Genomic DNA, 25,209 nt, shown 5'->3' with positions numbered 1-25,209 from the left:
GGGCTCCCCCTGCGTGCCCGTCCGGCCTCGGTGCGTCACCGGCCGGGCGGGCATTTTTTGTCTGGACGCGTTCCTCTCGGGAAGAAAAAAGGGTCTACACCAGGCCGCGTCCGTCGATGCGCAACACGGGGACGAAACCCGAACCACCCGGCGGCGGCAGGTCGACATGCAGGCCTGCGCCGTCGCGTCGATGGGCCAGCGTCCCGCCGCCCAGCAACGTCACCCGCTCGATCACAGCCTCCCGCAGCCGGTCCGTTCCCAAGGCCGCGATCGACAGCCGGCGCGTCGGCCAGCGGAGCGGCAAGGCATAGAGCGCCCCGCTGTTGGTGGTGAAGCGGATGTCCTGCGCGGTGAAGGCGCCGGCGGACTGTTCGTTCTGCATCCCGACCTGGAGTCGGGTCGGTCCCTCGCCATAGACGCGCCAGGGTCGCGACCCGAAGATCGCCTCGCCGTTCACCGCCACCCAGGCGGCCATGTCGTCGAGGATCTTCTCTTCCTCGCGATCGATCGAGCCGTCGCCGGGTTGCGGAATGGAGAGCAGCAGATTGCCGTTCTTCGACACCACGTCGGCGAGCCGCTGGATGACCTGCTCGGCGGTCTTGTAGCTCTTGTCGTTCAAGCGCGCGACATTGTAGAACCAGTCGCCGATACAGGTGTCGGTCTGCCACGGCTCGTCCCACCGATGATCGGTGAAGCCGCGCTCGACATCCTGCACCAGACCGAACCGGGCATAAGGCTTGAGCTGCTTGGCGGTCAGCACCACGTCGATCTTGCCGTGCCACGCGATCGAGCGGTTGTAGTAATCGGCCGCCGCCTGCAACCCGATCGGGCCGAACGGCAATTCGTAATCGTCGAAATAGCAAAAGTCGGGTCGGTATTTCTCCATGAGATCGGCTTGGCGGAGCAGCCAGCGCATCGCATAGGCGGTATCGCCGGGTGGGGCGGTCTCGACCCATTGTCCGTCATGCCGGTCGTGCCAGGCATTCATCTCCGCCACGCTCCCGATCCCGTCGGGTATGACCAGATGGCCGCCGGTATAGAGCTGTTGCGGGTCCAGCCCCTCCCACCAGCGGCCGCGCCCGTCGGCCTGGCGCAGACGGAACGCGTCGTATCGGACACCCTGGCGCGGACCCACCGCGTCATAGCCATAGGCGGTCTGATACCAATGCCAGGCATGGGCGGCATGGTTGGAGACGCCGAACTTCAGCCCGGCGCGCCGCGTTGCCCCGGCCCAGATCCCGACCACGTCCTTCTTCGGCCCGACCCGCAGGCTGTTCCAAGCGTGATAGCGACTGTCATAGCAGTCGAGATTGTCGTGGTGGCACGCCAGGCTGACGAAATACCGGGCGCCTGCCCGCTTGTAGCGCGCGATCAGCGCATCGGGGTCCCAGCGCTCGGCGGTCCAGCGGCGCTGGATCTCCATCATCCCGGCCTCGCTCGGATGGCCATAGGTCTTCAGGTGATGTTCGTACATCGGATGACCCTGCATGTACATGAAGCGGCCATACCAGTCGCCCTGCTCGGGCACCGATTGCGGCCCCCAATGCGACCACAGCCCCAGCTTTGCGTCGCGGAACCAGTCGGGATAGCGGTAGTGCTCGACCAAAGACGACCAGCTTGGCTGCACCGGGCCCCGTGCGAGCCCCATCGGGCTTTGCGCCAGGGCGCGGTGGGCGAAGGCGCTGGCAGCCATGCCGGCAAGCACCGCCCGGCGCGACGGATCGCCCGCCATCGATGAAGTGATCGAACCGGCCATCGCTTTCCTCTCCCGACGCAGCGGCGTGCCGCCGTCAAATATACTACTAATCAGACTGTTAGCGGCATCGCAAGCCATGTCGGCGGAAGCGTGAGGATGTGCTTCGGCGGTTGGTCGCCGCGACCCGTTCGTGGATGTAGGCGCATGGGCCGGAAAGGATGCGCACCGCTGACCGGGCATCGTCGACTGCCCAGCGGGCGACGGATGCCGCGATGGCTCGGCCGGCGACCCGGCGGTTCGATCACGATTATCGCGCCGAAGGTGATCGCGGGAACCGTATTCCTTATAAGCGGTTAATGGCACCGAACCGGCCGCATCGTCCTGGCCGGGCGGATGATATTCGGGGAGAGTGGATAATGCGGGCCTCGGCCTTGATGTTGCTCAGCGCTGTGTCGCTATCGGCCTGCGCCGCGCCCGCCACCCGTATATCCAGCGGGCTGCAACGCTATGGCCTGGACGAGGGCCGGGCCGATTGCGTCGGTAATCGCCTGCAATCCGATCTTTCGCTTGGCCAGCTCCAGCAACTCGGCCGCGCCGCCGCCGCTTATCGCCAGGGCGACACGACCCCCGGCGCGCTCACCGTCGGCGACCTGCTGCGCGTTGCCGGCGAGCTGAAGGACCCCGCCATCGCCCTGTCCGTCGGCAAGGCCGCGGCGGGTTGCGGCGTGCTTCCGTAACGCGGTGCCTGGCGGTTCATCCGCTGTTTGACCGGTCAGATCGTCCCGGGGTCGTGCCAGGCCATGGACGGACCGGCGTTGACCCCATCCTTTAGGAGTATTCATGGCTACCCATTTCACCCCCGGCGTCGCGCCGGTCGATGCCGCTTATTCGGGCAAGACGCCCACGCGCCTGTCCTGGGGGGCGATCTTCGCCGGCGTGGTGCTGGCTGTCGCAGTGCAACTGGTACTCGGCATTCTGGGTGCCGGCATTGGCTTGACCATGGTCGATCCGGTCGCGGGCACGACACCCGGCGCTGCCGGCTTCGGCATTGGGGCGGGTCTCTACTGGCTGGTGACGACCGTGCTGGCGCTGGGCGCCGGCGGCTATGCCGCAGCGCGGGTCGCGGGCGTGCATGAACGGTTCGATGCGCTGGTTCATGGCCTGGTCGTCTGGGGCGTGACGCTGATCCTGACCCTGTACCTGCTGACCTCGGCGGTCGGCGGCATCATCGGTGGTGCGTTCCGGACCGTAGGCGCGGTGGCCGGTGCGGCGGGAACGACGGTCGCCGCCGCCGCGCCCCAGGCGGCGTCGGTCGCCGGCATCGACGAGGGCGACGTACGCAGCGAGGCCGCGGCCTATCTGTCGGACGTGCCGAACGATCCGGCTAAGATGAGCGCGGAGCAGGCGCAGAAGGCGATCGCGCAGGAATTGCCGGCACTGGCGCGCGGCGGGGCCGAGGGCCAGCAGGCCGAGGCGCGGATCGTCGACATCGTCGCCGCCCAGCGCAAGATCAGCCGCGCCGAGGCGCAGGCGCAGGTGACGCAGGCCAAGCAGCGCTTTGTCCAGACCAAGAACGAGGCGGTCGCCACTGCCAAGTCGGCGACCGACCAGGCGGCGGGCGCGGCGGCCGGCACGTCGTTTGTGCTTGTCATCGCACTGCTGGTCGGCGCGGCGGCATCGGGTTTCGGCGCGACGGCGGCGACCCGCCGCCGGCTGCGCTGACCGGTTCGTGGCGGGCTTGCATCTCGCGCCCGCCGCAATCTGGTTCGACGGAGCGGCTGTCGGGGACAGCCGCTTCATTCGCTTGCCGGTCGTGGAAAGCCGACGAAGACCATGCGATCGATTACTCGCACCCTGCGGCCATCCCCGATCATGATGGCCGCATGAAATTCCGGTAAGGCGCCCGCCAGCGATTGAACCCGCGACGCTTCACCGCGATCTCCGCCTCCATTGAAGGAGGATCGGATGACGCCGGACGAACGCCAGTTGCTCACGCGCTTCTTGCAGGATTTGAACAATGCCCGGGGGGTGCCCAAGGACCAGGAGGCCGACGGCATGATCCGCCAGACGCTGTCCGCCAATCCCGACGCGGCCTATTGGCTGGTCCAGCACGCGATCGTCGCCGACCAGTCGCTCCACGCCGCGCAGGACCGTATCGCCGATCTCGAAAGCCAGCTACGCGAGCTTGCCTATCGCCAAGATCGGCCGGCACCCACCACGTCCAGCTTCCTGCCGCCGCAACAAAGCGGGTCCGGTCCCTGGGGCCAGTCCGCCTATGCGCCATCGCAAGCGGACTATGCGCCGCCGCCGCAGCAACGCCCCGGCCTGTTCTCCGCGCAAAGCGGGCTCGGCAGTTTCCTGCGCAATGCCGGCACCACGGCGGCTGGCGTCGCCGGTGGAGAAATGCTGTTCAACGGCTTGTCCGACATGTTCGGCCGCAACCAGGGCGGCGGCGGCGGCCTGTTTGGCGGCGGGCAGGGCTTTGCCGACCGGCCCGAGGAGACGATCGTCAACAACTATTATGACAGCGACGACGATGGCGACGACGGCAACAACGATCCGGGCAATTACTAGCCGCTGACCAAGTCGGCTCGGTCAGCGGGCGGGGCGCAGCCAGCCGACGAACCCGCCCTGCGCGCGCAGCGCCATGGTGATCGCGTCGCGCGCACGGACCTTGCGCTCGCCCCGGTCATAGGCATCGGGCCGGGCGACGGCGTCGGCCAGCGAGACCAGCGACCAGTCGCCCCGACCCAGGAAGCGCAGGTCGATCCTCAACGACCGCGCCTCCCGGCCGTTGATTACGGCGACGAACCAGTCCTTGCCCCGCCGCCGGGCGAAGCCGGCCAGCGTGCCGGGCTGGCTGCCGGGCAGGACGATCGTCTCGTCCCACGCCGCCGGGATCGCCTTCAGCACGTCCACTGCCGGATTTTCCAGATAGGTGCGGGGATGGCCACCGAACGAGAGATAGGGCGAGGTGAAGATGATCGCCTGCGCCAGTTCGTGCGGCCAACTATGGCCCTGCAACTCCGTGGGTTCGAACACCGTCGGCGTATAGTCGCCCGGCCCCACGACATAGCGGGTGAAGGGCAGGATCGTGTCATGGTCGGCGGGCAGCACCCGCTTGTACCGGGTGATCTGCCATTCATGGCCGCGCACCGCCTCGCGCGTCAGGACATTGGGCCAGGTCCGCTCGGTCCCGGTCGGCTTCACCGCGCCGTGGAAGTCGACCATCAGTCGGTCGTTAGCCGCGTCGCGTGCGACGTCCTCGTACCATTGCGTCCAGACATGGTTGGGAGGCTGGGGAAAGTCGACCTTGATGCCGACGATACCGAGATCGGCATAGCGGCGAAGCGCGGCGCGGCGGCGCGCCGGGTCCACCATCTCCTTGCTGTGAACCCAGATCCAAACGGCGACGCCCTGGGAGCGGGCGTAGCGCACCGTATCGGCCAGCGTCTCCCAGGGCTGCTTCCACGCGGCCCATCCCTCGTCGAGCAGATAATATTCGTATCCGAGGCGCTTCGTCCAATCGATCCACTGGTGCTGGTCGCTTTCCAGCGGCGCGCCGATCGCCAGCCACTGCCAGCTCGACCGGCCGGGACGGATCCAGTCCGCCGTGGCGAGGGCCGGCGGCGGGGGCGGATTGAGGGTTGGGATCAGCGTCGTGTTGACCAGGTCGGTCAGGTCGCGGGCGACGATGGTGACCCGCCACGGCTGGACGACCGCCGCGTCGGTGCGCCAGCCCGAAGGATCGGCATAGAGGTCACCGGTCAACAGCCCGTCGGCATCGGGCGTGATCGCCAGGTCGCCATAGCCGACCCCTTCGGCCTCGCTGATCGTCACCCAGACCCGATCGACCTTGGCGGTCAGCGGCAGGCCAAGCGGCTTGCCCCTCAGCGCGCTGAGCGTCGTTGCTTCGTAGATCTCCTCATAGGCGGGATCGCGCCTGGTCACCCAGACGGGCGCATCGGGGGCGGCGAGCTTCCAGCCGGAATGATCGGTCTCGATCCTGCGGCCCGGTCGCGCAGGCAAGCGCAAGCGGACGCCGACGCCGTCATCCGCGACGCGGACATCCGCCTCAAACGCCATGCCGTGGCTGGTGAGCGCGACATGAGCGATGTTGCTGCGATCGATCGCCTCGCGCTTGGCGCCATGAACTCGGTAGCGCGTGTCGGTCCTGCCCCGGCGAATGACGCCGATCGCCGCGCCATCGCCCAGCTCGACGCCGTCGACCCGCATCCGCAGCGGCGACGGGTCGAGCACCGGCCTGCCATCGACGGTGACGCGGTAGCGCAGGTTGCCGTCGTCGTCCGACAGAAGGGCCTGGACCTTACCGTCCGGGCTGGCGACTTGCACCGTCCTGGCTTGCGCGATCCCGGTCGCCATCATCGTCGCGGCGCCCGCCAGCGCCAGGCCGCCGATGCCGCGGCAGACGCGCGATGCCCTTTCGGATCGTCCCTGCATTGCTGTTCCTCCGTGGCGCCGAACCGCCTGCGTCCTGACGTTTCGATCGTATGTCTGGAAGCTGATGGTGACCATCGCAAGCGAAATGGCCGGCGTTGACCGTGCGGTCCGCAAGCTAGTGCCGGCGGCGGATCTGGACGTCGTTCCCCATCGCCCGGCGACATCCGACCGTGATGATCACCGGCGACAAAATGGCACGGTTCCTGCCGTAACCCGACCCATGTCAGTGACCGGTGCCGGGAAGCCGCTATGGTCCCCATCCCGAATTCCAATGGAGCGCGTGGCGGCCGCCGTGCGACAGGTGCATGACCCGTTTCATTCTTAAACTCAGGAACAGCACGCAGGCCGCGAGGAGCATCGACTGCGTCGACCTGAGCGAGGCCCGGAACGAGGCGGTCCGATATCTAGGGCGCTACCTGTCGGAACATCCCGGTTTCGCCGATGAAGGGCATTGGCAGCTCGATATCGAGAACAGCGTCGGACAGTCGCTGGCCCATATCATCGTGGCGACCGTCGTCCCCCGGTCGTCGCCAATCCGCACCGGTTCGGCTCCAGATGAGGCTGAATTAGGTTAAATCGCTATCATACAAAGAAATAAGTGGAACGGCCGGCAGGGATGCGGATTGGCAGCGCAGCCAATCGGAGGTGGACGGTGAGTGCGGTGAATTTGTGGGCGGAGACGATGCTGCTTCTGCGCCCTGCGAATGATGGAACAGGCAGCAGACGGATCGATCGCGGTCGCCTCAGCGAGATGGTCTGCCGCGCGCTGGCCTGGGACGAGGCGGAGCGCGATCGGCTCTACATCCAATATGTCGGCAGCGCCGAGATGATCCCGTTCGGCAACATGGCGATGCTGGCGCGGCGGTCCGATTTCCCGATCACGATCTGACCGCCGCGCCCAGGCCCCTTATGGTCGGGCGCTGTAGAGTGCGTGGTGGGTCAGGATGAACAGGGTCCGACCATCCGGACCGCCGAACACCAGTTGCAGCGGGCGATCCGGAACATCGATCCGCCCCGCCTCCCGCCCATCGGGCCCATAGACGAACACCTGCCCGTTCCCGACATAGATGCGGCCGTCCGGTCCCCTGGCGACGCTTTCGCCGCCGCGCGGGGCGAAGGGGCGCAGGTCGGTCAGCGCGCCGCCGGGGCCCAGCAGCGCGCTATAGGTCCGATCCTCCGACCCATTGGCGACATAGACCCGCTCGCCGACCCGCCCGGTCACGAAGCCATAGGTGTCGAGCGTGTCGGAGAAGCGCCAGCCGATATGATTCGACGGACCCTGCTGCCACACGCGGAAGGCGGGCAGCGCCACGCTGCCGTCGGGCGAGACATATTGGCTGGACTTCGGCACCGCCGCGTCGCGGGCGAACATCTCCGCCAGCGTCGTGAAGCGGTCGGTGGCGGGATCATATTGGTCGCGGAATTCCCCATTGTTCCAGAAGCTGCCCGGCAGCGCCAGCGTCGCAGCGGACCGCGCCGGGGCGGCAGTCGGCGCAATCACCTGCACGTCCTGCGGGTGCGCAGGGTCGAGGCTGTAGACGGTCGCCGCCGCCCCGGCGGACGACAGGACCATCAGCTTGCCCGACCGGTCGACGACCAGGTTGACCGGGTCGAGCGGCGCATCGGCGACGATCGACAGACCCTTGGCGGCGGTCCAGCCATGAATACGCTGGAAATAGCGATCGACGAAGAAGAGCTGGCCCTTGCCGTCGACCGCCCCGCCGCCCAGCGAATAGAAGCCATCGGCCAGCTTGGTGACCGGCGCCAGTGTCGCGCCCGGTTCTGGCAGGGGGGCGTCGGTCACGTCGAGCACCGCGAACTCGCGCTCGCGTACCAATGCGCCGCGCGTCACGTCGGCGATCGCGTTGGCATAGGGGTATTTGCTCGCGCGCAGATAGGTGCCGCAGCCATTGGCGTCGCAGGTCGCGAAGCCGCTTTCGCCGTTCACGTGCACGTTGCGGAAGCGGATATCGCTCGATCCGTAGAGCGTCACCGCGCTGGGGGCGGGCTGGATCGAGCGAGTGACGCGGTAGCCATGATAATTGGCGAACAGGATGTCGCGCGAGTTGCGCACCTCCAGCGACACCGCGTCGCGGCTCTCGCCCGCCTCCTCCTCGGTCTGGGGGGCGAGGAAGCGCCAATGGCGGACGCCGTCCAGGACGATCTCGGCACGGCGATGATGCTCCGCCGACATCTGATAGACATGGCCCGGCGTGTCGGTGTTCGAGACGTAGAGACCCGCCGAAGCATAGGTGCTGGGCGTCCACAGCCCGTTGAACGTGCCGCCGCCGCCATCGGTCACCCACAGGCTGGCGAACTGCCCGTCCCAGCGTTTCATGGGATCGGGATCGCCACTGTGATCGGCATTATAGGGCTCGGTCCGACTACCATCGGCCAGGAAGGTGCCGTGACCGCCCTGGAACTTCACGTCGTCGACCAGCGATGCCGCGCCCGCGCGCCAAAGCAAGGCGGTGGCGCGCGGGTTGCGCCCGCCGGTGTCCAGGCCGAGGCCGGACACGATCGCATCGCCGCCGCGCGCGCTCTCGATCAGGCCGCGTGGGCTGCCGATGCCGCGAAACGCCGGACTGTCCTCCGCCAGCACGATCTGGGTCAGGCTAGGGTGAAGGCCGATCAGCACGCTGTCGCGACGCAGCTTCAGCGTATCGGTGACGCGGTAGAAGCCGGCGGGGAGATAAAGGACGCGGTGCGTGTCGATCGCCCGTTGCAGCGCGGCGGTGTCGTCGGTCGTGTTGTCGCCGCGCACGCCGAGATCGCGGACGTTGGTCCAGCTCGCCACCGCCGGCATCGCGCGGATCGCATCCGCGCGCGCGCGGGGCAGGCGGGCGAGCGGGGCGGCGTCCATCCGCGTCTCGAACCGACCCATCGTGCCGAGGCCAGGCAGTGTCAGGCCATAGGTGAATGCGCTCACCCGATAGCGCGCGCCGGTGCCCGCCACGGTGCGGCCACTGTCGCGGAAGCGGGCGAAGACGGGGGTGTTGCTGGCCAGCGCATTCTCGAATCCGATCTGGGTATAGGCGTTGCCCTCGTTGCTGATGACGACGCCGGCCTGCGACACATTCTCGAACCGCACGTCCGATCCCCACAGCCAGTCGCCATAGCCGCGGTCGATCTCGACGCCGATCGGCACGTTGCGGAACACGGTGTTGACCAGGGTTAGCCCCGCTTCATGCTCCCGGATCGCAGCGTCGCGCTGGCCGTCGAAAGTCGAGTCGAGCAGCGTATAGGGCCAGGCCGGCGAGGGCTTCTCGGTGAGGATGCCATAGCGGCCGCCATGGAAATGCAGGTCCATGCCCAGATTGCCGACCTGGTAGATGCCGGCCAGGCCGCTGCCCAGGTGGAAATCGATATGGCTGAGATAGGCGTGCTGCGCCGCGTGGAAGCGCACTGCCGTCGCCGCCGAATTGCCGTCGCCGATCCGGAAATCGACATTGCTCATTGCCGAATAGAAGGTGCCCGAATTGGCGTCGGCGATGGCCGGATCAAACGGCACGCTGGTCGGCGGCGGCACGGGGACGGGCGGCGGGGCCGGCTCGCCGGGCGCGGCGCGGCGGTTGCCGGTGAAGAAGATCATGCTGCCGACGCCGCGCTGGAAACCCGGCGTGTTGGCGGCCAGCACGAAGACAGGGCGCGTCCGCCCGACGCCGAACAGCCGCACGCCCGGCCATATATAGAGCGTGCGCGATAGGCGGTATTGCCCGCTCGGCAGGAAGACCAGCCCGCCGCCGCCCTTCGCCGCGACCGAGTCGATCGCCTGCTGGATCGCGGCCGTGGCGTCGGCGACGCCGTCGTTCGCGGCGGACACCGTCACCGCGCGGGGATCGGCGGGTGCGGTGGGATAAGCCGAAGTTCCCTCGCTACGCGCCGTGGCGGCGTACGCGGTGGGCAGCAGGGCGGTCGAGGCCAGGGTGGTGCCGGCGAGCAGCAGGGCGGCCGCCCGGCCGATCAGGCGGGGCATGGCTGGTCGAATGGTCATCGCGCTCTCCGTCTTAGGTCTGGCCGCGCCGCGCGCGGGCCGGGGTTCCGATCGTCCGCCGGAGCGTTCAACCTTGTCGATAAGATGGGCCCGCCGACCCGACGACTGCGACAAAGGTCGTAATGGTCAAGTCCGCATCGGCCCGTCATCCGTCGGCGATGCGGCCTGGAGGGCCGTGAAGGGATGAAGGACGCGCGATGATGCCAGGCGAGACACCAGCGGGCCAGCCCTGTGCGATCATCGTCATGGGCGTCAGCGGCAGTGGCAAGTCGACGCTGTCGGCCAGGCTCGGCGAGCGGCTCGGCTGTCCAGTGCTGGAGGGCGATTCCTATCACTCGGCCGACAACGTCGCCAAGATGCAGGCGGGCCATGCGCTGACCGATGCGGATCGCTGGCCCTGGCTCGACAGGCTCGGCGCGGCGATCGGGACGGCGGCACGCGACCGGGGGGTCGCGGTCGCCGCCTGCTCGGCCTTGAAGCGGGTCTATCGCGAACGGCTGGAGACGGCGGCGGCGATGCCGCTCCACTTCGTGCTGCTCGACACGGGGGCGGCGGAAATCGCGCGGCGGATGGAGAGCCGGGCAGGCCATTACATGCCGCCCAGCCTGCTCGCCAGCCAGCTGGCCACGCTGGAGCGGCCGGGCGCGGACGAGCGCGCGATCACGCTGGATGCATCGCGCGCGCCCGACGATCTCAGCGTCGCGGTGCTCGACTGGGTGGAGGGCGTGTCCGTCTGACGGAAGCGGGCGCGTCACGGCATCAGCCGCTTGCGCCCCTGCGACAGGTGCCAGCGCATCGCCAGCGCCGCTCCATCCGCATCCTGCGCGCGGATCGCATCGACGATCGCGTCATGCTCCTCCATCATCGCGCCGATGACCTCGGGCGCGCGAGCGCGCGAGATTTCGACGCCGGCGCGCAGGATGCGCATCACCGCATCCTGCAGATGGTCGAACACCGGCACGAAGGCGGCATTGGCGGTCGCTTCGACGATCGCGCGGTGGAGCAGCCAGTCCTCGTCATGCGCGGGCGCGTTGGACAGCAAGGCGGTGCGCAGCGCCGTCAGCGCCGCCTCGATCGCCTCCATCTGCTCGGGTGAGCGCCGCTGCGCCGCCAGCCGCGCCGCCTCCGCCTCCAGCACGAAGCGCACTTCATAGGTGCCGAGCGTCGCGGCCAGCGCGTCCATTGGCATATGGCTGCCGAGCCGGGCGGAGGGGCGACGCTTCACATAGGAGCCGGCGCCGCGCCGCGCCTCGGTGATGCCGTCCGACGCCAGCCGCGCCAGCGCCTCGCGGACGATGGTGCGCGACATGCCGAACGTCTCGGCCAGCCGGCTTTCGGAGGGCAGGCGGTCGCCGATCGCCAGATCCTCCTCGGTGATGATGCGGACGATCGCGGTATAGGCCCGGTCCGCCAGCCGCCCCTCGCTCATCGCCCGCCCGGGCGCGGCCCGGTCAGATGACATGGCTCAGCGCCACGACCAGCACCAGGCCGACCACGGAGATGGTGGTCTCCAGCAGAGACCAGGTGCGGAAGGTATCGGCCGTGCTGGTGCCGACATAGCTCTTGACCAGCCAGAAGCCGGGATCGTTGACATGGCTGAAGAACACCGATCCCGCGCCGATCGCCAGCACCACCAGTTCCGGCGACACGCCCGAGCTGGCGACGACGCCCGGCATCACGCCGACCGCGGTGATCGTCGCCACGGTCGCCGATCCGGCCGCCAGCCGGATGCCGACCGCGACCAGCCAGCCGAGCAGCAGCGGCGAGATGGCGTACATCAGCACGACGCGGGCCAGCAGGTCGGACAAGCCGGCGCTGACCAGCACCTGCTTCAGCGCGCCGCCGGCGCCGATCGCGAGCAGGATCGCGCCCGCCGCACCCATCGTCTCGTGCCACACCGCGTCCTGGATCGCTGCCTCGCGCAACCGCCGCCCGAACAGGAGCGGCAGGGCGAGCAGGTTGGTGACGAGCAGCGCCACGACCGGATTGCTCGCCGCGACCAACGCGGTGCTGCCGGTCAGGCCGGGGAGGAGCTGGCCCAGCTCGCCGGTCGCGATCAGCAGGACCGGCAGCAGCACGATCAGCAGCGACAGTGACAGGGCGGGGGTGGCGATCGCCAGCTGGTGATCGCCCATCACCGGCGGGGCCAGACGGACGCCACGCGTCGTCACCCTGGCGAGCAGCGGCCCGGCGATGATCGCGGTCGGAATGGCGATGATGATGCCGTAGAGCATGGTGCGGCCGAGATTGGCGCCCAGCGCCTCGACCGCGAGCAGCGGCCCGGGATGCGGCGGCACCAGCGCATGGACGACGCCCAGGCCGGCGAGCGCCGGCATGATCAGGCGTAGGCGCGCGGAGTCGCGGTCGGCATCCTCCGGCCCCGCCATCGCCTCGGCGGCGGCGACCACGATCGGCAGCAGCAGGACGAGGCCGGTTTCGAAGAACAAGGGCAGGCCGATGACGATCGCGATGCCCAGCGTCGCCCAAGGCGCGGCGCGCACGCCGGTCACGCCCAAGGCCGCGCGGGCGAGCGCGGCGGCCGCGCCCGACAGATGCAGCATCGCGCCCAGCGACAGGCCTAGTGCGACGACGAGCCCGGTGCCGCCGATGATGTCGCCGACGCCCTTCTGCACCGCCTTGGCGATATCGGGCAGCGGCAGGCCGGCGAGCAGTCCGACCGTGAACGCGCCGCAGAGCAGGCCGATAAAGGGATGAAGGCGGCCGCGCACGATCATCAGCACCGCCAGCAGGATGCCCGCCAGCGCCGCGCCGATCAGGCGCAGGTCGCCACCGGTCAGCGCAGCCGTCATGCGCGTGTCTCCGGCGCTGGTGTCCATTCGCCTGGTGCAGGCCGCATCGCATCCTCCCTCGCGTGTTGGACGGCGCTTTCGCCTGTCCCTGTCGCTAGCTGTAGGACAGGTTTTTATGGGTCGGCAAGAAAAAAGCCTTGATTGCAGGGGGTCGCGAGGATCATAGAGAAAATCTGTCCAACCGGATTGCGCCAGCCGCCGGTCGGACCGCGATCTTTCGACCGGCCCGTCAGGCGGCCGGCGAACCCCGGCCGCATGGCCGCCAGAGGAGGATGACGATGGAAGCGACCGTCCACACCAGCCGCCGGCCCGACGCGATCGACTCGCCGCTGGCGCAGCTCACCCCCACCCAGATGAAGGTGCTGCGCGGCGTCCATTCAGGTCTGCTCAACAAGCAGATTGCCTTCGATCTCGGCATCGCCGAGGCGACGGTGAAGGCGCATATGACCGCGCTGATGCGCAAGCTCAACGTCCGCAACCGCACGCAAGTGGCCATCGCGGCGCAGGCGCTCAGCCTCTGATAGGAAAACGGCGCGCCGAAGCGCGCCGTCGTGATGCCTGTGGTGGAGGCGGCCCCGGACAGGTCCGAGGCCATCTTTTGCCAATCAGAGCTTGAAGCCCACGCTCACGCGGAAGCTGCGGCCGAGAAAGGCGTCGTAATAGCGATTGGCGCTGACCGAGAAGGGGAAAGGCACCTTCTTGTCGAGCACGTTGTTGACGATCAGTCGGATGTTGAACCGGTCGCCCAGGCTCATGCCCGCCGAGGTGTTGAACATCCAATAGGCCCCGATACGCGGATATTCGTAGTTGCTGTCCGGCACGTTGACGTTGATCCGCGTCGGTCCGTTATAAATCGACTGCCACATCAGGTTGAAGCCGCCATTGTCGTAATTGACGTTGGCGGTGAAATTGTCCTTCGGTTCCGCCGTCGTGCCCAGCTTGTACTGGATGTCGCCGCTACCGATGCGGTAATAATGCTCGATCGTATGAAGATAGTTGACACCGACCGACAGGGTTCCCGCCTCCGCGCTCGCGCCCAAGCGGGAGAAAGGCAGGATATAGGCGAAACTTCCCTGGACGCCTCGAAAACGCTCGATGCCGATATTGTAGTTCCCGGTGGTGAACGACGTCACCTGGCCGCTCGCATTGCGGGTGAAGCTGCTACAGAACGGACTATTCGGATAATCAGCCGAGTCGTAGCAGGCGTTCATCACATCGACCAGATCGAGCGACGCGACCTCGTTCTTCACGTCGATGTGCACATAGTCGCCAGCCAAGCGCAGGCCGGGGACGAACCGCGGTTCAAAGACGCCGCCGGCCGTCCAGCTGTTGCCGATTTCATTCTGCAGATTGGGGTTTCCGCCCGACCGTCCGGCCGCCGTATAGTCGACAACGTTAGAGGTGAAATCCGCCGGCAATCCGGCGGCGCGACAGTTGGCGGCGCGCTGGGTGGGATTGGGACCACCCGTGATGTAGCGGCTGTCGCACGGGTCGTTGGCAGCGGAGAAAACCTGACCGATCGGCGCGAACAGTTCGGTGATCGCCGGTGCGCGCAGCGAGCGGGTGTAGTTCCCGCGTAGGGTCAGGCCATTGAACGGCGCGTATTTGCCACCGCCCGTATAGGCCCAGAACCCGCCGGTCATGCTGTTCTTGACATACCGGGCCGCGCCCTGAAGCTCTAGGCTGTGGATCAGCGGCACGTCCATGTCATCGGATACCAGCGGGACATTCAACTCGCCGAAGAACTCGTTGGTGTGATACGCGCCCGCGACCGGATCGATCGGGATGCTGTTGCCATATTGCGTCCGTGTGCCGTCGCCATTCGGCTCGCCATAATAGAACAGGCCGGGATTGAAATTCGTCGATTCGTAGCGGTGCTCGAAGCCGAGGACAAACTTGGCGAAGCCGCCCGGCAGCTTGATCAGGTCCCCCTTGACGTCGGCGATCACATCACCCTGGATATTGGTCTGTTTTGGCGTGGCGATGGCGGTGACATAGTTGATCGCGGCTTGGCTGGCTTGATTGACGCCGAAGATGTTGAGGGGCGCGCAGGTCGCGCTGATCGTCGGGATCGTCGCGTTGCTATAGCCCGGTGCGCAGGCGATGTTCCCGCTGGCATCGCGGACCGCATTGATCGCGTTGAAAAAGTTCTTCAGTACCAATTCGCGCGCGGTGGTCTTGGTGTTGGAGCGGCCGTAGATGCCCTTGACCTCCCAAGTCAGCGTGCGATCGCCTAGATGCACGTCGCCATCGAAGCCGCTGACAATGCGATAGAGATCGCTGGCGGAGCGGAAGGCGCCGGTGGCCAGATCCGTGTTGGCCCGTGCCATGTAAAACGTGTCAGTGGGTTGGCCATTGGCGGCAAGATTGCTGACGATCGTCGCCCGGTCGGCCGCGCTCAGAAAGGGATTGGCAGTGCTGAGCGCGAGATTCCCATTCTGCACCCCGGCCGGGTCGCCAAAGAGAGCGCTACTGTAAAAGGGTTGGTTTCGCAGATTGACTGCGATGCTGCGGCCATACCAGGCCTCGCCCGAGAAGCGCAGGCTGTCGCTGAAATCGTAGTGGAAGAGCGCCGTGCCGGAGAAGCGATTGCTGTCGACGAGGAAGTTCCCATAGTCGCGCAGACGGAAGCCGTCGCCGCCGGCCTGGATCAAGCTTTGCCCGGTCACCTGGCCATTGTTGAACGGGGTCAACGCGCCACTGGAGTTGAAGAAGAGGGCCCGGCCCTGCGCATCGGTGATGGAGGAGTAAGGCGCTCCGGAGAGGATCGGATAGCCGTCCTCCACCATCGGCATGCCGGTGTTGGTGAACACGGCATAGCGCTGGCCACCATAATAAAGCTGCTGCTGAAACGACTTACCCCGTTGCGCTCGGGTGAAGAAGGGGGCGTCGGCGCTCTGATAATAGATGTCGGACGTCGGGATGCCGATCTGCTTGTCATATTGCATGCTAAGCGTGATGTTGCCGCGCTCCTCGGCGAAGTTCTGGCCGACCAGCCCCGACAGGCTGTAGTTGCCACCCAGGCCGCGCTGCGAGATGCCGGATTGGCCGGCGAAGGACAGGCCCTGATAGTTGCGCTTCAGGATGACGTTGACCGTACCCGCGATCGCGTCCGAGCCGTAGATGGGCGCGCCGCCGACCGACACCGTCTCGACGCGCTCGACCAGATTGACCGGCAGCGATGAGAAGTCGACCGGACTGCCGGCGACGGGGCCGAACAGCGAGGAACTGGCGCTCGACACGAAGCGGTTGCCGTTGACCAGCGTCAGCGTCCGCTGCGCCCCCAGATTGTACATGTTGACGAAGGTCTGGCCGGCGCTGGCGAAGCCCTGACCGCCGACCGGGCTGTTGCCGGGCACGCTGAAGAGCGGCAGCTCCATGAGCGCCATGCCTAGATTGGTGAAGCCCCGCTTCGCGATCGTCTCGGCGGTGATCGACTGGGTCGGCTGGGCGGCGATCGGCGACTGCGAGATGCGTGACGCGGTGACCACGATCTCGTCGCCGTCCGCGGGCGTCGCTTTCGCCTGCGCCTGAGCCGATGGATCGGTCGATGCTGCAGCAGGCGTTTCCTGAGCGGCCGCCGGGGTTGCAATCGCAAAGCCGAGTGCAACCAAGGCTGTGCCGAAGAGATAGCGAGATCGCATGATGGTGTCCCCTTGTATTGATTAACCGGGACCGTAACGGGCCAAAACCACCGGCTTCAACCCAAATGATAAATCTATATCTATATCAATGGTAGAATGTGGCCGTTGTGCAACAGGGTGGTGGCTGTATGTTGTGCGCCGTGACAGCAGTTACGACTTTGGTCGCGTATGAACGCCTTTGAGCCGGCGGTTAAAGGAAATCCCGTAAAAACAACGGGAGACGGGTGATGAAGGCGATGTGGCTGCTCGGTTCGGCGATGGTGCTGGTGGCAGCGCCCGCACAGGCCGCCTCGACCTCCGTCTACACCAGCGCCCCGGCCGAGCCGCGCGCGATCACCGTGCGCGGCGTCGGCGACGGCAGAGCGGACGACAGCGCCGCCATCCAGCAGGCGATCGACGCGGCCGCCGCCGGCGGGCAGGGCGGCATCGTCTTCCTGCCGTCGGGCCGCTACCGGATCAGCCGCACCATCTTCATCCGCACCGCCGTGCGCGTGTTCGGCGTTGGCAAGACCCGGCCGGAGATCATCCTGGCGGACAATAGCCCGGGCTTCGGCTCCGGCGTCGCGGCGATGCTGAGCTTCACCGGCGAGGACCAGTATCGCAGCGGCAAGCCGGCGGTGCCGCCGCCGACCAGCGTGCCGTTCGACCCGACCGTCTTCGACGCCACCTCCAGCACCTTCTACTCGGCGCTGGCCAATGTCGATTTCCGTATCGGTGCGGGCAATGCCGGGGCGGTCGCGGTGCGCTTTCGCGTCGCGCAGCACGGCTATATCCGCCACGCCGACTTCCATGTCGGATCGGGCTTGGCCGGCGTCTATCAGGCGGGCAACGAGTTTGAGGACCTGCGCTTCTATGGCGGGCGCTACGGCATCATGACCGAAAAGACCTCGCCGGCCTGGCAGTTCACGCTGATCGACAGCGAGTTCCAGGGCCAGCGCGACGCCGCGATCCGCGAGCATGAGGTCGATCTCACGCTGGTCAACGTCGCGATCCGCGACACGCCGGTCGGGATCGAGATCGATCGCGGCTATTCGGACTCGCTCTGGGGCAAGGACGTGCGGTTCGAGAATGTCAGCCAGGCGGGCGTCGTCGTCTCGGAGGAGAAGAGCGCCTTCACGCAAGTGGGCTTCGACAACGCGATCGCGGTCAACACGCCGGTCTTCGCGCGCTTCCGCGACAGCGGTCGCACCGTGGCGGGGCAAGGGCCGCGCTACCGCGTCAGCGACTTTTCCTATGGGTTGAAGTTGCCCGGCCTGGGCACGATCGGCGACTTCGCGACCGACGTGACCATGGCCCCGCTCGCGCGGGTGCCGGCGCGGGTGAAGCCCGCGATCCGGGCGCTGCCACCGGTTTCGCAATGGGCCAATGCGCATGATCTAGGGGTGAAGGGCGACGACACCACCGACGACACGGCCGCCCTGCAACGCGCCATCGACACCCACCGCGTCGTCTATCTGCCGATGGGCCGCTATCGGGTGACCGATACGCTGCGGCTGCGACCCGACAGCGTGCTGATCGCGCTCCACCCCAGCCTGACCCATCTCTACCTGCCCGACGAGACGCCCGCCTATATGGGCGTCGGCGGTCCCAAGGCGCTGCTGCAAAGCGCCAGGGGCGGCAATGCCATCGTCCATGGTCTGGGCCTGTGGACCGGGGGCGTGAACCCGCGCGCCACCGCGCTGCTGTGGAAGGCGGGCGAAGCGTCGATGGTCAACGACGTCAAGATCCAGGGCGGCGGCGGCACGCTGCTGACCAAGGGCAGCCCGATCGGCTTCGGCGATCCGCGCGCACGCTTCGACGGGCAGCATCCCAGCATCTGGGTGACCGACGGCGGCGGCGGCACCTTCGCCGCGCTCTGGTCGCCCAACACGCTGGCCTCGGCCGGCTTCTATGTGTCGGACACCAAGACGCCGGGCCATGTATACGAATTGTCGGCCGAACATCATTACCGCGCCGAGATCGTGCTGGACAATGTCCAGAACTGGGAGTTCCTGGCGCCCCAGACCGAGCAGGAGGTGCGCGACGGCGTCAACGCCATCTCCACCGAGATGCGCAACTCCAGCAACATCCTGTTCGCCAATTATCATGGCTATCGCGTCACCCGCACGATCAAGCCGATGGACGCGGCAGTGAAGCTCTACAATTCGGGCGATATCCGCTTTCGCAACGTGCATGTGAACGCGGAGAGCGGCTTCGCGAGCTGCGACGCCAAGGGCTGCGGGACCTATACGCGGGCCAGCAAGTTCGCGTTCGAGAATGCGATCAAGGACATGACGCGCCAGCAGGAGGTGCGCGAGCGCGAGTTCGCCAATCTCGACGTGCCCGCCGCGCCCGCGACCGCCGCCACCGCGTCGGCGGTGCCGGTCTCGCCGGGAGTGAGCAAGCTGGCCGACGGCTTCTACTCGATCGCGGGCGGCGCGACCGATGCCAAGGGCAAGCTCTATTTCATCGACCGTGAGTTCCAGCGCATCCATGGCTGGTCGAAGGCGGAAGGGCTGTCGATCGTCGCCGATGCGCCGCTCGACGCGGTCAATCTGGCGGTCGACCGCGCGGGCCGGCTGCTGGTCCTGTCCTCTGCCGGGCGCGACGGCAGCGTCTACAGCATCGATCCCAAGGCGCCGAACGACGTGCGCCCGATCGCCCCGACGCCAAGCGTCGCGCGCCCGAACGCACGCACGCTGATGCCGGTCAATGTCTGGGCGAATGGCGAATTCGCCGACCGGATCGACCCGAAGACGTACGAGTACCCGCCCATCTCGCACTTCTTCACCAGCAAGATGGGCGAGGCGCGGCCGCAGGATTACGTGTCGCCCGACGGGTCGCTGGTGCTGCCGGCGTTCCGCGTCTGGAACCAGGGGCCGGACGATCATCGCGGCTGGCGCTGGTCCGACACCCTCGACAGCTATGGCCTGGTCGGGCCGGGCGCGGACGGCCGGGTCGTGCTGACCAACGCGTCGGAAAACCGGACCTATAGCGGCGCGGTCGGGCCGCAGGGTACGCTGACCGACCTCAAGGTCGTGGCGGATCGCGGTGGCGAGAGCGTGGCGCGCGACGAGGCCGGCAATCTCTATGTCGCGAACGGGCAGGTATTCATCTATGCTCCCGACGGATCGCTCACCCGGCGGATCGACGTGCCCGAGCGGCCGCTGCAACTGGTGATCGGCGGAGAGGATCGGCGGACCTTGTTCATCTTAAGCCATCACGCGCTCTATTCGGTCGGTCTGTGAACACGGCCGTCATCGATCGACGCGGGCTGCTCGCCGGCGGTCTGGCGCTGGCCGGTACGGCGGCCTGGACGCGCGCGGCAGAGCCGGTCGCCACGCTCCGTCGCCTGTCGCCCGGGCTCGACCGGATCATCGCGCCGGATGCGCGCATCGACGTGATCGCGCGCGGTATCCGGTGGGCGGAGGGGCCCGTCTGGGTGCCGGCCGGCGACTATCTGCTGTTCAGCGACCCGCCCGCCAACCTGGTGCGCCGCTGGGACCGCAGGACGGGGCGCACCACGCCCTTTCTTTCACCTTCGGGCGCCGGTGACGCCGATCCGAAGCTGGTGCGCGAACCGGGCGCGAATGGCCTCGCGCTCGACCACCGGGGCCGGCTGCTGATCGCCAATAGCGGTGGTCGGTCGATCGACCGGCTTGATCTCAAGACCAGGCGGCGCGAGTTGGTGGTCGACCGCTATCAGGGCAAGCGGTTCAACAGCCCCAACGACCTGCATGTCGCTAGGAATGGCGCGATCTATTTCACCGATCCGCCTTATGGGCTGGCCGATGCCGACCATTCGCCGCTTCGCGAAACCGCAGTGAACGGCGTCTATCGCTGGTCGCCCGACGGCAGGGTCGAGTTGATCGACGCCACGTTGACCCGGCCCAACGGCATCGCCCTGTCGCCCGACGAGCGCCGGCTTTATGTCTCCGTGTCGGACGAGGCGGCGCCGCGGATCATGGCCTATGATCTGGACGTCGCCGGCCGACCGACCGCCGGGCGCGTCTGGTTGGATGCCAAGTCGATGCAGGCGGGTGGCGCGCCTGGTCTGCCCGATGGCATGAAGGTGGCCCGCGACGGCACGATGGTCTGCTCGGTGCCGGGCGGCATGATGCTGCTGACCCCGGCGACCGAGCCGCTGGGCCTGATCGCGACCGGCGCTCCGATCGCCAATGCCGCCTTCGGGGAGGGCGGCCGGGCATTGTTCCTGACCGCCAACGACCGCGTGCTGCGCGTTCCGCTGAAGGCCGGATGGCAAGGGCAAGGGTGACGGAACCCTGCCCCTAGGGGGAAGGGGAGCATGGGCGACATGGTGGCGGGGTATCCGCGACCGAGCGTAGCGTGGACGTCGATCGGAGAAACCTCGACGTCCCCCTTCGGCCAACCACCACCTCCTGCGGGGTGGACCTCGTGGCCTATTTCGCCGCCGATGGCCATTTCGTGCCGAGCAGCACGAGCCGGTCGCCGGTGATGCCGAACCAGTGCGGCACGCCCGCCGGCACCAAGATCACGTCCCCAGGCGCCAGCCGCCGGGTGGTGCCGCCGACGATCCGATCCCCTTCGGTCAGATCCGGCTTGACGGCGCGGGCCGCCTCCAGCGTGCCGCCCGAGATCAGCGTCCCGGCCCCGGCCAGTACGACCGCATATTCGGCCTGGTCGGGATGCACCGCCGGTTTGCCGGGCTTCTTCCAGATCTCGATCGCCGCCGACCGGTCGCCGTCGCGCACCAGTGGCCGCCAGGCGAAGCCCTGGCCCGGCGTCATCGCCTTGTCCATCGCAGCGACCTGCGCCTGCACCTCGGCATGGCTCGCGAAGGCGGTCGGATCAGCGGCCCCGGCCATCGCCGGGGCGGCGAGCAGCATCGATAGAGGCAGCAGCATCCTCATGCCCGGCCATCCAGGCGGATCGTGCGGCCCTCGCGCGCGGACCGATAGATCGCCTCGACGATCCGCATGTCGCGCAAGCCCTCCTCGCCCGAGACGATCGGCTCCTTTCCTGAGCGGATGCACTGCGCCAAATGGTCGAGCTGTCCGGCGAATTGCGTCTTCGCCGGACCCGGCGGCGGCGTGATCTCGCGTTCGCGACCGTCCTTGCCCGTCCACATCCGGTTGCCGTCATAGCGGGTGGCGGGCTCCAGCTCGATGCGGCCGGTGTCGCCCATCAACAGAATATGGTTCTGGTTGGCGCTGTACATCGACTGGCAGCCGGCGATCGCGCCTGACGGGAATTCCAGCGTCCATTCGATCATGTCCTCCACCTCGGTGAAGCGCGGGTCGCGGCGATCGGTGGATTCGCGGGCGGTGACCGCGATCGGCTCCTCGCCTGTCATGTAGCGCGCCGCCTGGAGGCTGTAGACCCCCATGTCCATCAGCGAGCCACCGCCCGCCAGCGCGCGCTTCAGCCGCCACGCCTCGGGCGAGCGCTGGACGAAGCCGTGTTCGGTGCGGACATAGCGGATCTTGCCCGCCGCGCCGGTCCGCGCCAGTCGCATCGCCTCCAGGTTGAACGGCTCGAAATGGCAGCGATAGCCGATCATCAACTTGCGGTTGGCGCGCTTGCACGCCGCGATCATCGCCTCGCATTCGGCGACGGAGACGGCCATCGGCTTCTCGCACATCACATGCTTGCCGGCCTTCGCCGCGCGGATCGTGTATTCCGCGTGCATCGAGTTGGGCAGGCAGACATAGACGATGTCGACATCCGGATTGTCGCGGATGCTGTCGAAATTCTCATAGGAATAGACGGAGCGCGCGGGCAGCTTGTGCTCGGCTGCGACGCGCTGTGCCTTGGCGGGGTCGCCGCTCACCACGGCGGCGAGGCGGCTGTGCGTGCAATGGGCGAATTGCGGGATGATGACGTTCAGACCGTAGGTGCCCAGGCCGACGATGGCATAGCCGAGTGGCCGGTCGCCCCTCCCGGCCGCCCAGCCGGACGAGGTCAGTGACAGCGCAGCGGCGGACAGGATCAGGTCGCGACGGGCGATTTCCATGGGGGCATAGTCTCCGTTTCGCGCAAGAATGGCCGGCAAAAACAACGGCTTCAAGCAGGCATTTCGGACCGCAATCCTTTGTTTGGTCGTAACCACGGGTCGGGCTCAGGCCGCCGCGGCGGCCCGCGGCATGCCATAGAGGTAGCCCTGGCCCCGGCGGCAGCCGAGCGCGCGCAGGGCGCTGGCCTGCGCCTCGGTCTCGACCCCCTCGGCCACCACGGACTTGCCCAGGTCATGGCCCAGGCTGACGATCGCGTGGATGATCGCGGCGGCGCCCCGATCGTCCTCCGAGAGCCCGGCGATGAAGGAGCGATCGATCTTGATCGTATCGATCGGCAGGCGGCGCAGATGGATGAGCGAGGCGAAGCCGGTGCCGAAATCGTCCAGCGCCAGCTTGATGCCCGCGGCGCTCAGTTCGTGCAGCGTCTGGACCACTGCCTCCGCGCCGCGGTCGAGCATCACGGTCTCCGTCACCTCGACGCACAGCATGCCGGGGGCGACGCCGTGATGCGCCAGTCGGTCGAGCACGCGCCGCGCCGCGCCAGGCTCGGCGAGTTGCAGCGAGGTGAAGTTGACGCCGAGCCGACCGATGCTGCCTTTGGCGTCGCGGAGATGCTCCAGCGCGCTTTCCAGCACCCAGGCCTGGATGCGCGGGGCGATCGTGCCGCTGCCCAGCACCGTCTCGAACTGGTGGGGCAGCATCAGGCCATAGACCGGGTGCTGCCAGCGCAGCAGGCCCTCGTGCGCCTCGATCCGGCGGGTGGCGAGGTCGACGATCGGTTGCAGGAACAGGCGGAACTCACCGCGCCGGAGCGCCGCCTCCGCATCGGTCGCCAGTGCCGCCTGGGCGCGCCGATCGATGCGCAGCAGGGGATGGTAGGATTGCTGCCGGCCGCGTCCCAGCCCCTTGGCCTTGTAGAGCGCGAGATCGGCATTCTGGTAGAGCAGGTCGGGCGTGTCCGCGTCCTCCGGGAAGCGGGCCGAGCCGATGCTGAGCGAGACGATGCCGCGTTCCTCGGCGAAGTGCCAGGCGGCACCCTGCACCGTATCGAAGGCGGTGCCCGTCATCATGTCGTCGCGCAGCAGCAGCGCGAATTCGTCGCCGCCGATCCGTGCCGCGAAGCCGCCTTGCGCCTCCGCGACCTGAGCTAGCATTTCCCCCACCTGGTGCAGCAGCGCGTCGCCGCCGGCATGGCCGAGTCGGTCGTTGACCTGCTTGAGATAATCGACATCCGCCAGGTAAAGAATGAAGCCATGGCCGCTGGCGATCAGCGTCGTGATATCATGCTGGAAGCGCTTGCGATTGCCCAGGCCGGTCAGGAAGTCGGTCTGCGCCGACAGATGGACGGCGCGGGCCTCGGCACGTTCGATGTCATGAGCGGCGCGCGCCTGATCGCGCTCGCGACGCAGCCGGTCGAACCGGTCGGCGATGGCGAGCGACAGCACCAGCGCCTCGAACGCGAAGGCGGAGAAGGTCGCCATGTCGATCGCGTCGCCGCTCGGCAGCAGGCCCAGATTGCGGCCAAGCCGGGCGAGCAGCATGACGATCACCGGCCCCCAGCCGAGCAGGTAGAAGCGCGCGGCGCGGCTGCCGCGCCACACCGCGACCAGGCCGGCCAGCCCAACCCAAAGGGTGGCGATGCCGGCCAGGGCATTGAGCGCCCGGTCGCTCGGCACCGCCGGGACGGGGTGGCCGATCGACGCGATCACACCCGCCACGATACCGGCCAGCCCCAGCAGCCGCCCGCCGCGCGGCAGCCAGGCGGGGAGGAGGTCCTCGTCCACCAGCGCGAAGAAGAAGCCGTTGCCGACCGCGATCAGCAGCCCGACCAAGACATAGTCGATCCGCACCGCTACCGGCCCCACTAGCCCCGGAACCAGGAAGCCCGCGACGTTCGACCAGATCAGACCATAGAGCAGCGACAGGCTGGCCCACAGCACGTACCAGCGTCGATAGGGCCATTGCCGGTGCGCCCGCTGCCGGTTCGTCCCGATCACCAGATTATAGCAGAGCGCCGACAGCACCGTGCCGGTGAACAGGCCGATGATCCACAGCCAGGGCGCGTCGGTGGAGCCCGGCCCGTCCGCCGGCTGCGCGTCCAGCCGGCGGATCAGCGACAGGTCGTCAACCCCCTCAAAGCCGAGATAGAGGCCGCGGACCGACGCGCCGGGATCATGGATCGTGAAGAACAGTCGGCCGCCTGGTGCCCAGTGACCGTCCAGCGCCCATTGGTCCAACGTCGTGCGTCGCGTCCCCGCGCCCGTCTCGACCAGCAGCGCGACCTTGCGGAACCGGGTCTGGTCGAACGCCACCCGCCAGCCGGGTTGCAGGCCCCGCAACCGCGTGGCGTCCAGGCGGAGCCACAGCCACCCCCTAGCCGTGGCGGACGGCGTCTCCGTCCCGCAGCGATAGGGGCCTTGGCGCACGACAGTCGCGCTCGACGGATCGGGTAGGACGACGCCGCACAGGCCGGGGCGCAAATCGACCGACCGCGCCTCCGCCACGGCCGGCACGGCCGGCAGCCAGAGCAGCGAAAGCCAGCCGAGCTTCATCCCCAATCGCATCCGCGCCCTCGGACCGCCGGTGCCCCCGCCCCGACATCGTCTTCAAACTGGAACTATTATAAGGT

18 protein-coding genes are annotated in these 25,209 nt (G+C 67.7%); 9 read left to right on the top strand and 9 right to left on the bottom strand.

Annotation, left to right across the window (positions count from 1 at the left end):
* Window positions 1–94 precede the first annotated feature (94 nt).
* On the bottom strand, window positions 95–1,756 hold the full coding sequence (locus GGQ96_RS13045; protein ID WP_246360548.1) for an alpha-L-fucosidase: 1,662 nt from the start codon (window positions 1,754–1,756) through the stop codon (window positions 95–97).
* A 356-nt stretch (window positions 1,757–2,112) separates the two neighbouring features.
* Between GGQ96_RS13045 and GGQ96_RS13040 the strand changes: the two genes are divergently transcribed.
* The 3 genes from GGQ96_RS13040 to GGQ96_RS13030 all read left to right on the top strand — a co-directional run bounded on the left by GGQ96_RS13040 (window position 2,113) and on the right by GGQ96_RS13030 (window position 4,270).
* Entirely contained in the window at window positions 2,113–2,433 is a 321-nt protein-coding gene (locus GGQ96_RS13040) for a hypothetical protein (RefSeq protein WP_184115420.1), read from the top strand.
* 103 nt (window positions 2,434–2,536) lie between these two features.
* Entirely contained in the window at window positions 2,537–3,418 is an 882-nt protein-coding gene (locus GGQ96_RS13035) for a hypothetical protein (RefSeq protein ID WP_184115418.1), read from the top strand.
* Window positions 3,419–3,661: 243 nt separating this feature from the next.
* Entirely contained in the window at window positions 3,662–4,270 is a 609-nt protein-coding gene (locus tag GGQ96_RS13030; RefSeq protein WP_184115416.1) for a DUF2076 domain-containing protein, read from the top strand.
* Between the two features lie 21 nt (window positions 4,271–4,291).
* Here GGQ96_RS13030 and GGQ96_RS13025 read toward each other — a convergent pair whose 3' ends face one another.
* A complete protein-coding gene (locus GGQ96_RS13025) occupies window positions 4,292–6,157 on the bottom strand; it encodes a glycoside hydrolase family 97 protein (protein WP_221239960.1) in 1,866 nt (621 codons plus the stop codon).
* A 305-nt stretch (window positions 6,158–6,462) separates the two neighbouring features.
* On the opposite strand from GGQ96_RS13025, the gene GGQ96_RS13020 reads away from it, so the two are divergent.
* The gene (locus GGQ96_RS13020; protein ID WP_184115414.1) at window positions 6,463–6,732 is read left to right on the top strand and encodes a DUF6894 family protein; all 270 of its coding nucleotides are present in this window, start codon (window positions 6,463–6,465) and stop codon (window positions 6,730–6,732) included.
* Between the two features lie 77 nt (window positions 6,733–6,809).
* A complete protein-coding gene (locus GGQ96_RS13015) occupies window positions 6,810–7,046 on the top strand; it encodes a hypothetical protein (RefSeq protein ID WP_184115413.1) in 237 nt (78 codons plus the stop codon).
* 18 nt (window positions 7,047–7,064) lie between these two features.
* On the opposite strand, the gene GGQ96_RS13010 is transcribed toward GGQ96_RS13015, so the two are convergent.
* On the bottom strand, window positions 7,065–10,151 hold the full coding sequence (locus GGQ96_RS13010) for a glycosyl hydrolase family 28-related protein (RefSeq protein WP_246360547.1): 3,087 nt from the start codon (window positions 10,149–10,151) through the stop codon (window positions 7,065–7,067).
* 200 nt (window positions 10,152–10,351) lie between these two features.
* Here GGQ96_RS13010 and GGQ96_RS13005 point away from each other — a divergent pair, with 200 nt between their 5' ends.
* Entirely contained in the window at window positions 10,352–10,888 is a 537-nt protein-coding gene (locus GGQ96_RS13005; protein ID WP_246360545.1) for a gluconokinase, read from the top strand.
* Window positions 10,889–10,902: 14 nt separating this feature from the next.
* On the opposite strand, the gene GGQ96_RS13000 is transcribed toward GGQ96_RS13005, so the two are convergent.
* Entirely contained in the window at window positions 10,903–11,580 is a 678-nt protein-coding gene (locus GGQ96_RS13000) for a FadR/GntR family transcriptional regulator (protein ID WP_184115775.1), read from the bottom strand.
* Window positions 11,581–11,602: 22 nt separating this feature from the next.
* On the bottom strand, window positions 11,603–12,949 hold the full coding sequence (locus GGQ96_RS12995) for a GntP family permease (protein WP_184115773.1): 1,347 nt from the start codon (window positions 12,947–12,949) through the stop codon (window positions 11,603–11,605).
* Between the two features lie 290 nt (window positions 12,950–13,239).
* On the opposite strand from GGQ96_RS12995, the gene GGQ96_RS12990 reads away from it, so the two are divergent.
* Window positions 13,240–13,482, top strand: coding sequence for a helix-turn-helix domain-containing protein (locus GGQ96_RS12990; RefSeq protein WP_184115411.1), 243 nt, complete (start codon window positions 13,240–13,242; stop codon window positions 13,480–13,482).
* 84 nt (window positions 13,483–13,566) lie between these two features.
* Here GGQ96_RS12990 and GGQ96_RS12985 read toward each other — a convergent pair whose 3' ends face one another.
* On the bottom strand, window positions 13,567–16,605 hold the full coding sequence (locus GGQ96_RS12985) for a TonB-dependent receptor domain-containing protein (RefSeq protein ID WP_184115409.1): 3,039 nt from the start codon (window positions 16,603–16,605) through the stop codon (window positions 13,567–13,569).
* Window positions 16,606–16,832: 227 nt separating this feature from the next.
* Here GGQ96_RS12985 and GGQ96_RS12980 point away from each other — a divergent pair, with 227 nt between their 5' ends.
* On the top strand, window positions 16,833–19,832 hold the full coding sequence (locus tag GGQ96_RS12980; protein ID WP_184115407.1) for a glycosyl hydrolase family 28-related protein: 3,000 nt from the start codon (window positions 16,833–16,835) through the stop codon (window positions 19,830–19,832).
* Window positions 19,829–20,860 carry an SMP-30/gluconolactonase/LRE family protein gene (locus tag GGQ96_RS12975; protein ID WP_184115405.1) on the top strand — a complete coding sequence of 344 codons (1,032 nt, stop codon included), beginning with the start codon at window positions 19,829–19,831 and terminating at the stop codon, window positions 20,858–20,860. The genes GGQ96_RS12980 and GGQ96_RS12975 overlap by 4 nt, the downstream gene beginning before the upstream one ends.
* A gap of 145 nt (window positions 20,861–21,005) precedes the next feature.
* On the opposite strand, the gene GGQ96_RS12970 is transcribed toward GGQ96_RS12975, so the two are convergent.
* The 3 genes from GGQ96_RS12970 to GGQ96_RS12960 all read right to left on the bottom strand — a co-directional run bounded on the left by GGQ96_RS12970 (window position 21,006) and on the right by GGQ96_RS12960 (window position 25,132).
* On the bottom strand, window positions 21,006–21,476 hold the full coding sequence (locus GGQ96_RS12970) for a cupin domain-containing protein (RefSeq protein WP_246360544.1): 471 nt from the start codon (window positions 21,474–21,476) through the stop codon (window positions 21,006–21,008).
* Window positions 21,473–22,579, bottom strand: a complete 1,107-nt coding sequence (locus GGQ96_RS12965; RefSeq protein WP_184115403.1) for a Gfo/Idh/MocA family protein — start codon at window positions 22,577–22,579, stop codon at window positions 21,473–21,475. The genes GGQ96_RS12970 and GGQ96_RS12965 overlap by 4 nt, the downstream gene beginning before the upstream one ends.
* Before the next feature lie 105 nt (window positions 22,580–22,684).
* Window positions 22,685–25,132: a putative bifunctional diguanylate cyclase/phosphodiesterase gene (locus GGQ96_RS12960; RefSeq protein WP_184115401.1), complete on the bottom strand. Its 2,448-nt coding sequence runs from the start codon at window positions 25,130–25,132 to the stop codon at window positions 22,685–22,687.
* Window positions 25,133–25,209: the final 77 nt, after the last annotated feature.

The organism is Sphingomonas abaci (assembly GCF_014199625.1).
GTDB lineage: Bacteria > Pseudomonadota > Alphaproteobacteria > Sphingomonadales > Sphingomonadaceae > Sphingomonas > Sphingomonas abaci.
This window is presented reverse-complemented; position numbering and strand designations above follow the sequence as displayed.

Bases quoted from the DNA above. Each gene is read 5' to 3' on its own strand.
- GGQ96_RS13045 (WP_246360548.1), bottom strand. From the start codon at position 1,756: ATGGCCGGTTCGATCACTTCATCGATGGCGGGCGATCCGTCGCGCCGG.
- GGQ96_RS13040 (WP_184115420.1), top strand. From the start codon at position 2,113: ATGCGGGCCTCGGCCTTGATGTTGCTCAGCGCTGTGTCGCTATCGGCC.
- GGQ96_RS13035 (WP_184115418.1), top strand. From the start codon at position 2,537: ATGGCTACCCATTTCACCCCCGGCGTCGCGCCGGTCGATGCCGCTTAT.
- GGQ96_RS13030 (WP_184115416.1), top strand. From the start codon at position 3,662: ATGACGCCGGACGAACGCCAGTTGCTCACGCGCTTCTTGCAGGATTTG.
- GGQ96_RS13025 (WP_221239960.1), bottom strand. From the start codon at position 6,157: ATGCAGGGACGATCCGAAAGGGCATCGCGCGTCTGCCGCGGCATCGGC.
- GGQ96_RS13020 (WP_184115414.1), top strand. From the start codon at position 6,463: ATGACCCGTTTCATTCTTAAACTCAGGAACAGCACGCAGGCCGCGAGG.
- GGQ96_RS13010 (WP_246360547.1), bottom strand. From the start codon at position 10,151: ATGACCATTCGACCAGCCATGCCCCGCCTGATCGGCCGGGCGGCCGCC.
- GGQ96_RS13005 (WP_246360545.1), top strand. From the start codon at position 10,352: ATGCCAGGCGAGACACCAGCGGGCCAGCCCTGTGCGATCATCGTCATG.
- GGQ96_RS13000 (WP_184115775.1), bottom strand. From the start codon at position 11,580: ATGAGCGAGGGGCGGCTGGCGGACCGGGCCTATACCGCGATCGTCCGC.
- GGQ96_RS12990 (WP_184115411.1), top strand. From the start codon at position 13,240: ATGGAAGCGACCGTCCACACCAGCCGCCGGCCCGACGCGATCGACTCG.
- GGQ96_RS12985 (WP_184115409.1), bottom strand. From the start codon at position 16,605: ATGCGATCTCGCTATCTCTTCGGCACAGCCTTGGTTGCACTCGGCTTT.
- GGQ96_RS12980 (WP_184115407.1), top strand. From the start codon at position 16,833: ATGAAGGCGATGTGGCTGCTCGGTTCGGCGATGGTGCTGGTGGCAGCG.
- GGQ96_RS12970 (WP_246360544.1), bottom strand. From the start codon at position 21,476: ATGAGGATGCTGCTGCCTCTATCGATGCTGCTCGCCGCCCCGGCGATG.
- GGQ96_RS12965 (WP_184115403.1), bottom strand. From the start codon at position 22,579: ATGGAAATCGCCCGTCGCGACCTGATCCTGTCCGCCGCTGCGCTGTCA.
- GGQ96_RS12960 (WP_184115401.1), bottom strand. From the start codon at position 25,132: ATGAAGCTCGGCTGGCTTTCGCTGCTCTGGCTGCCGGCCGTGCCGGCC.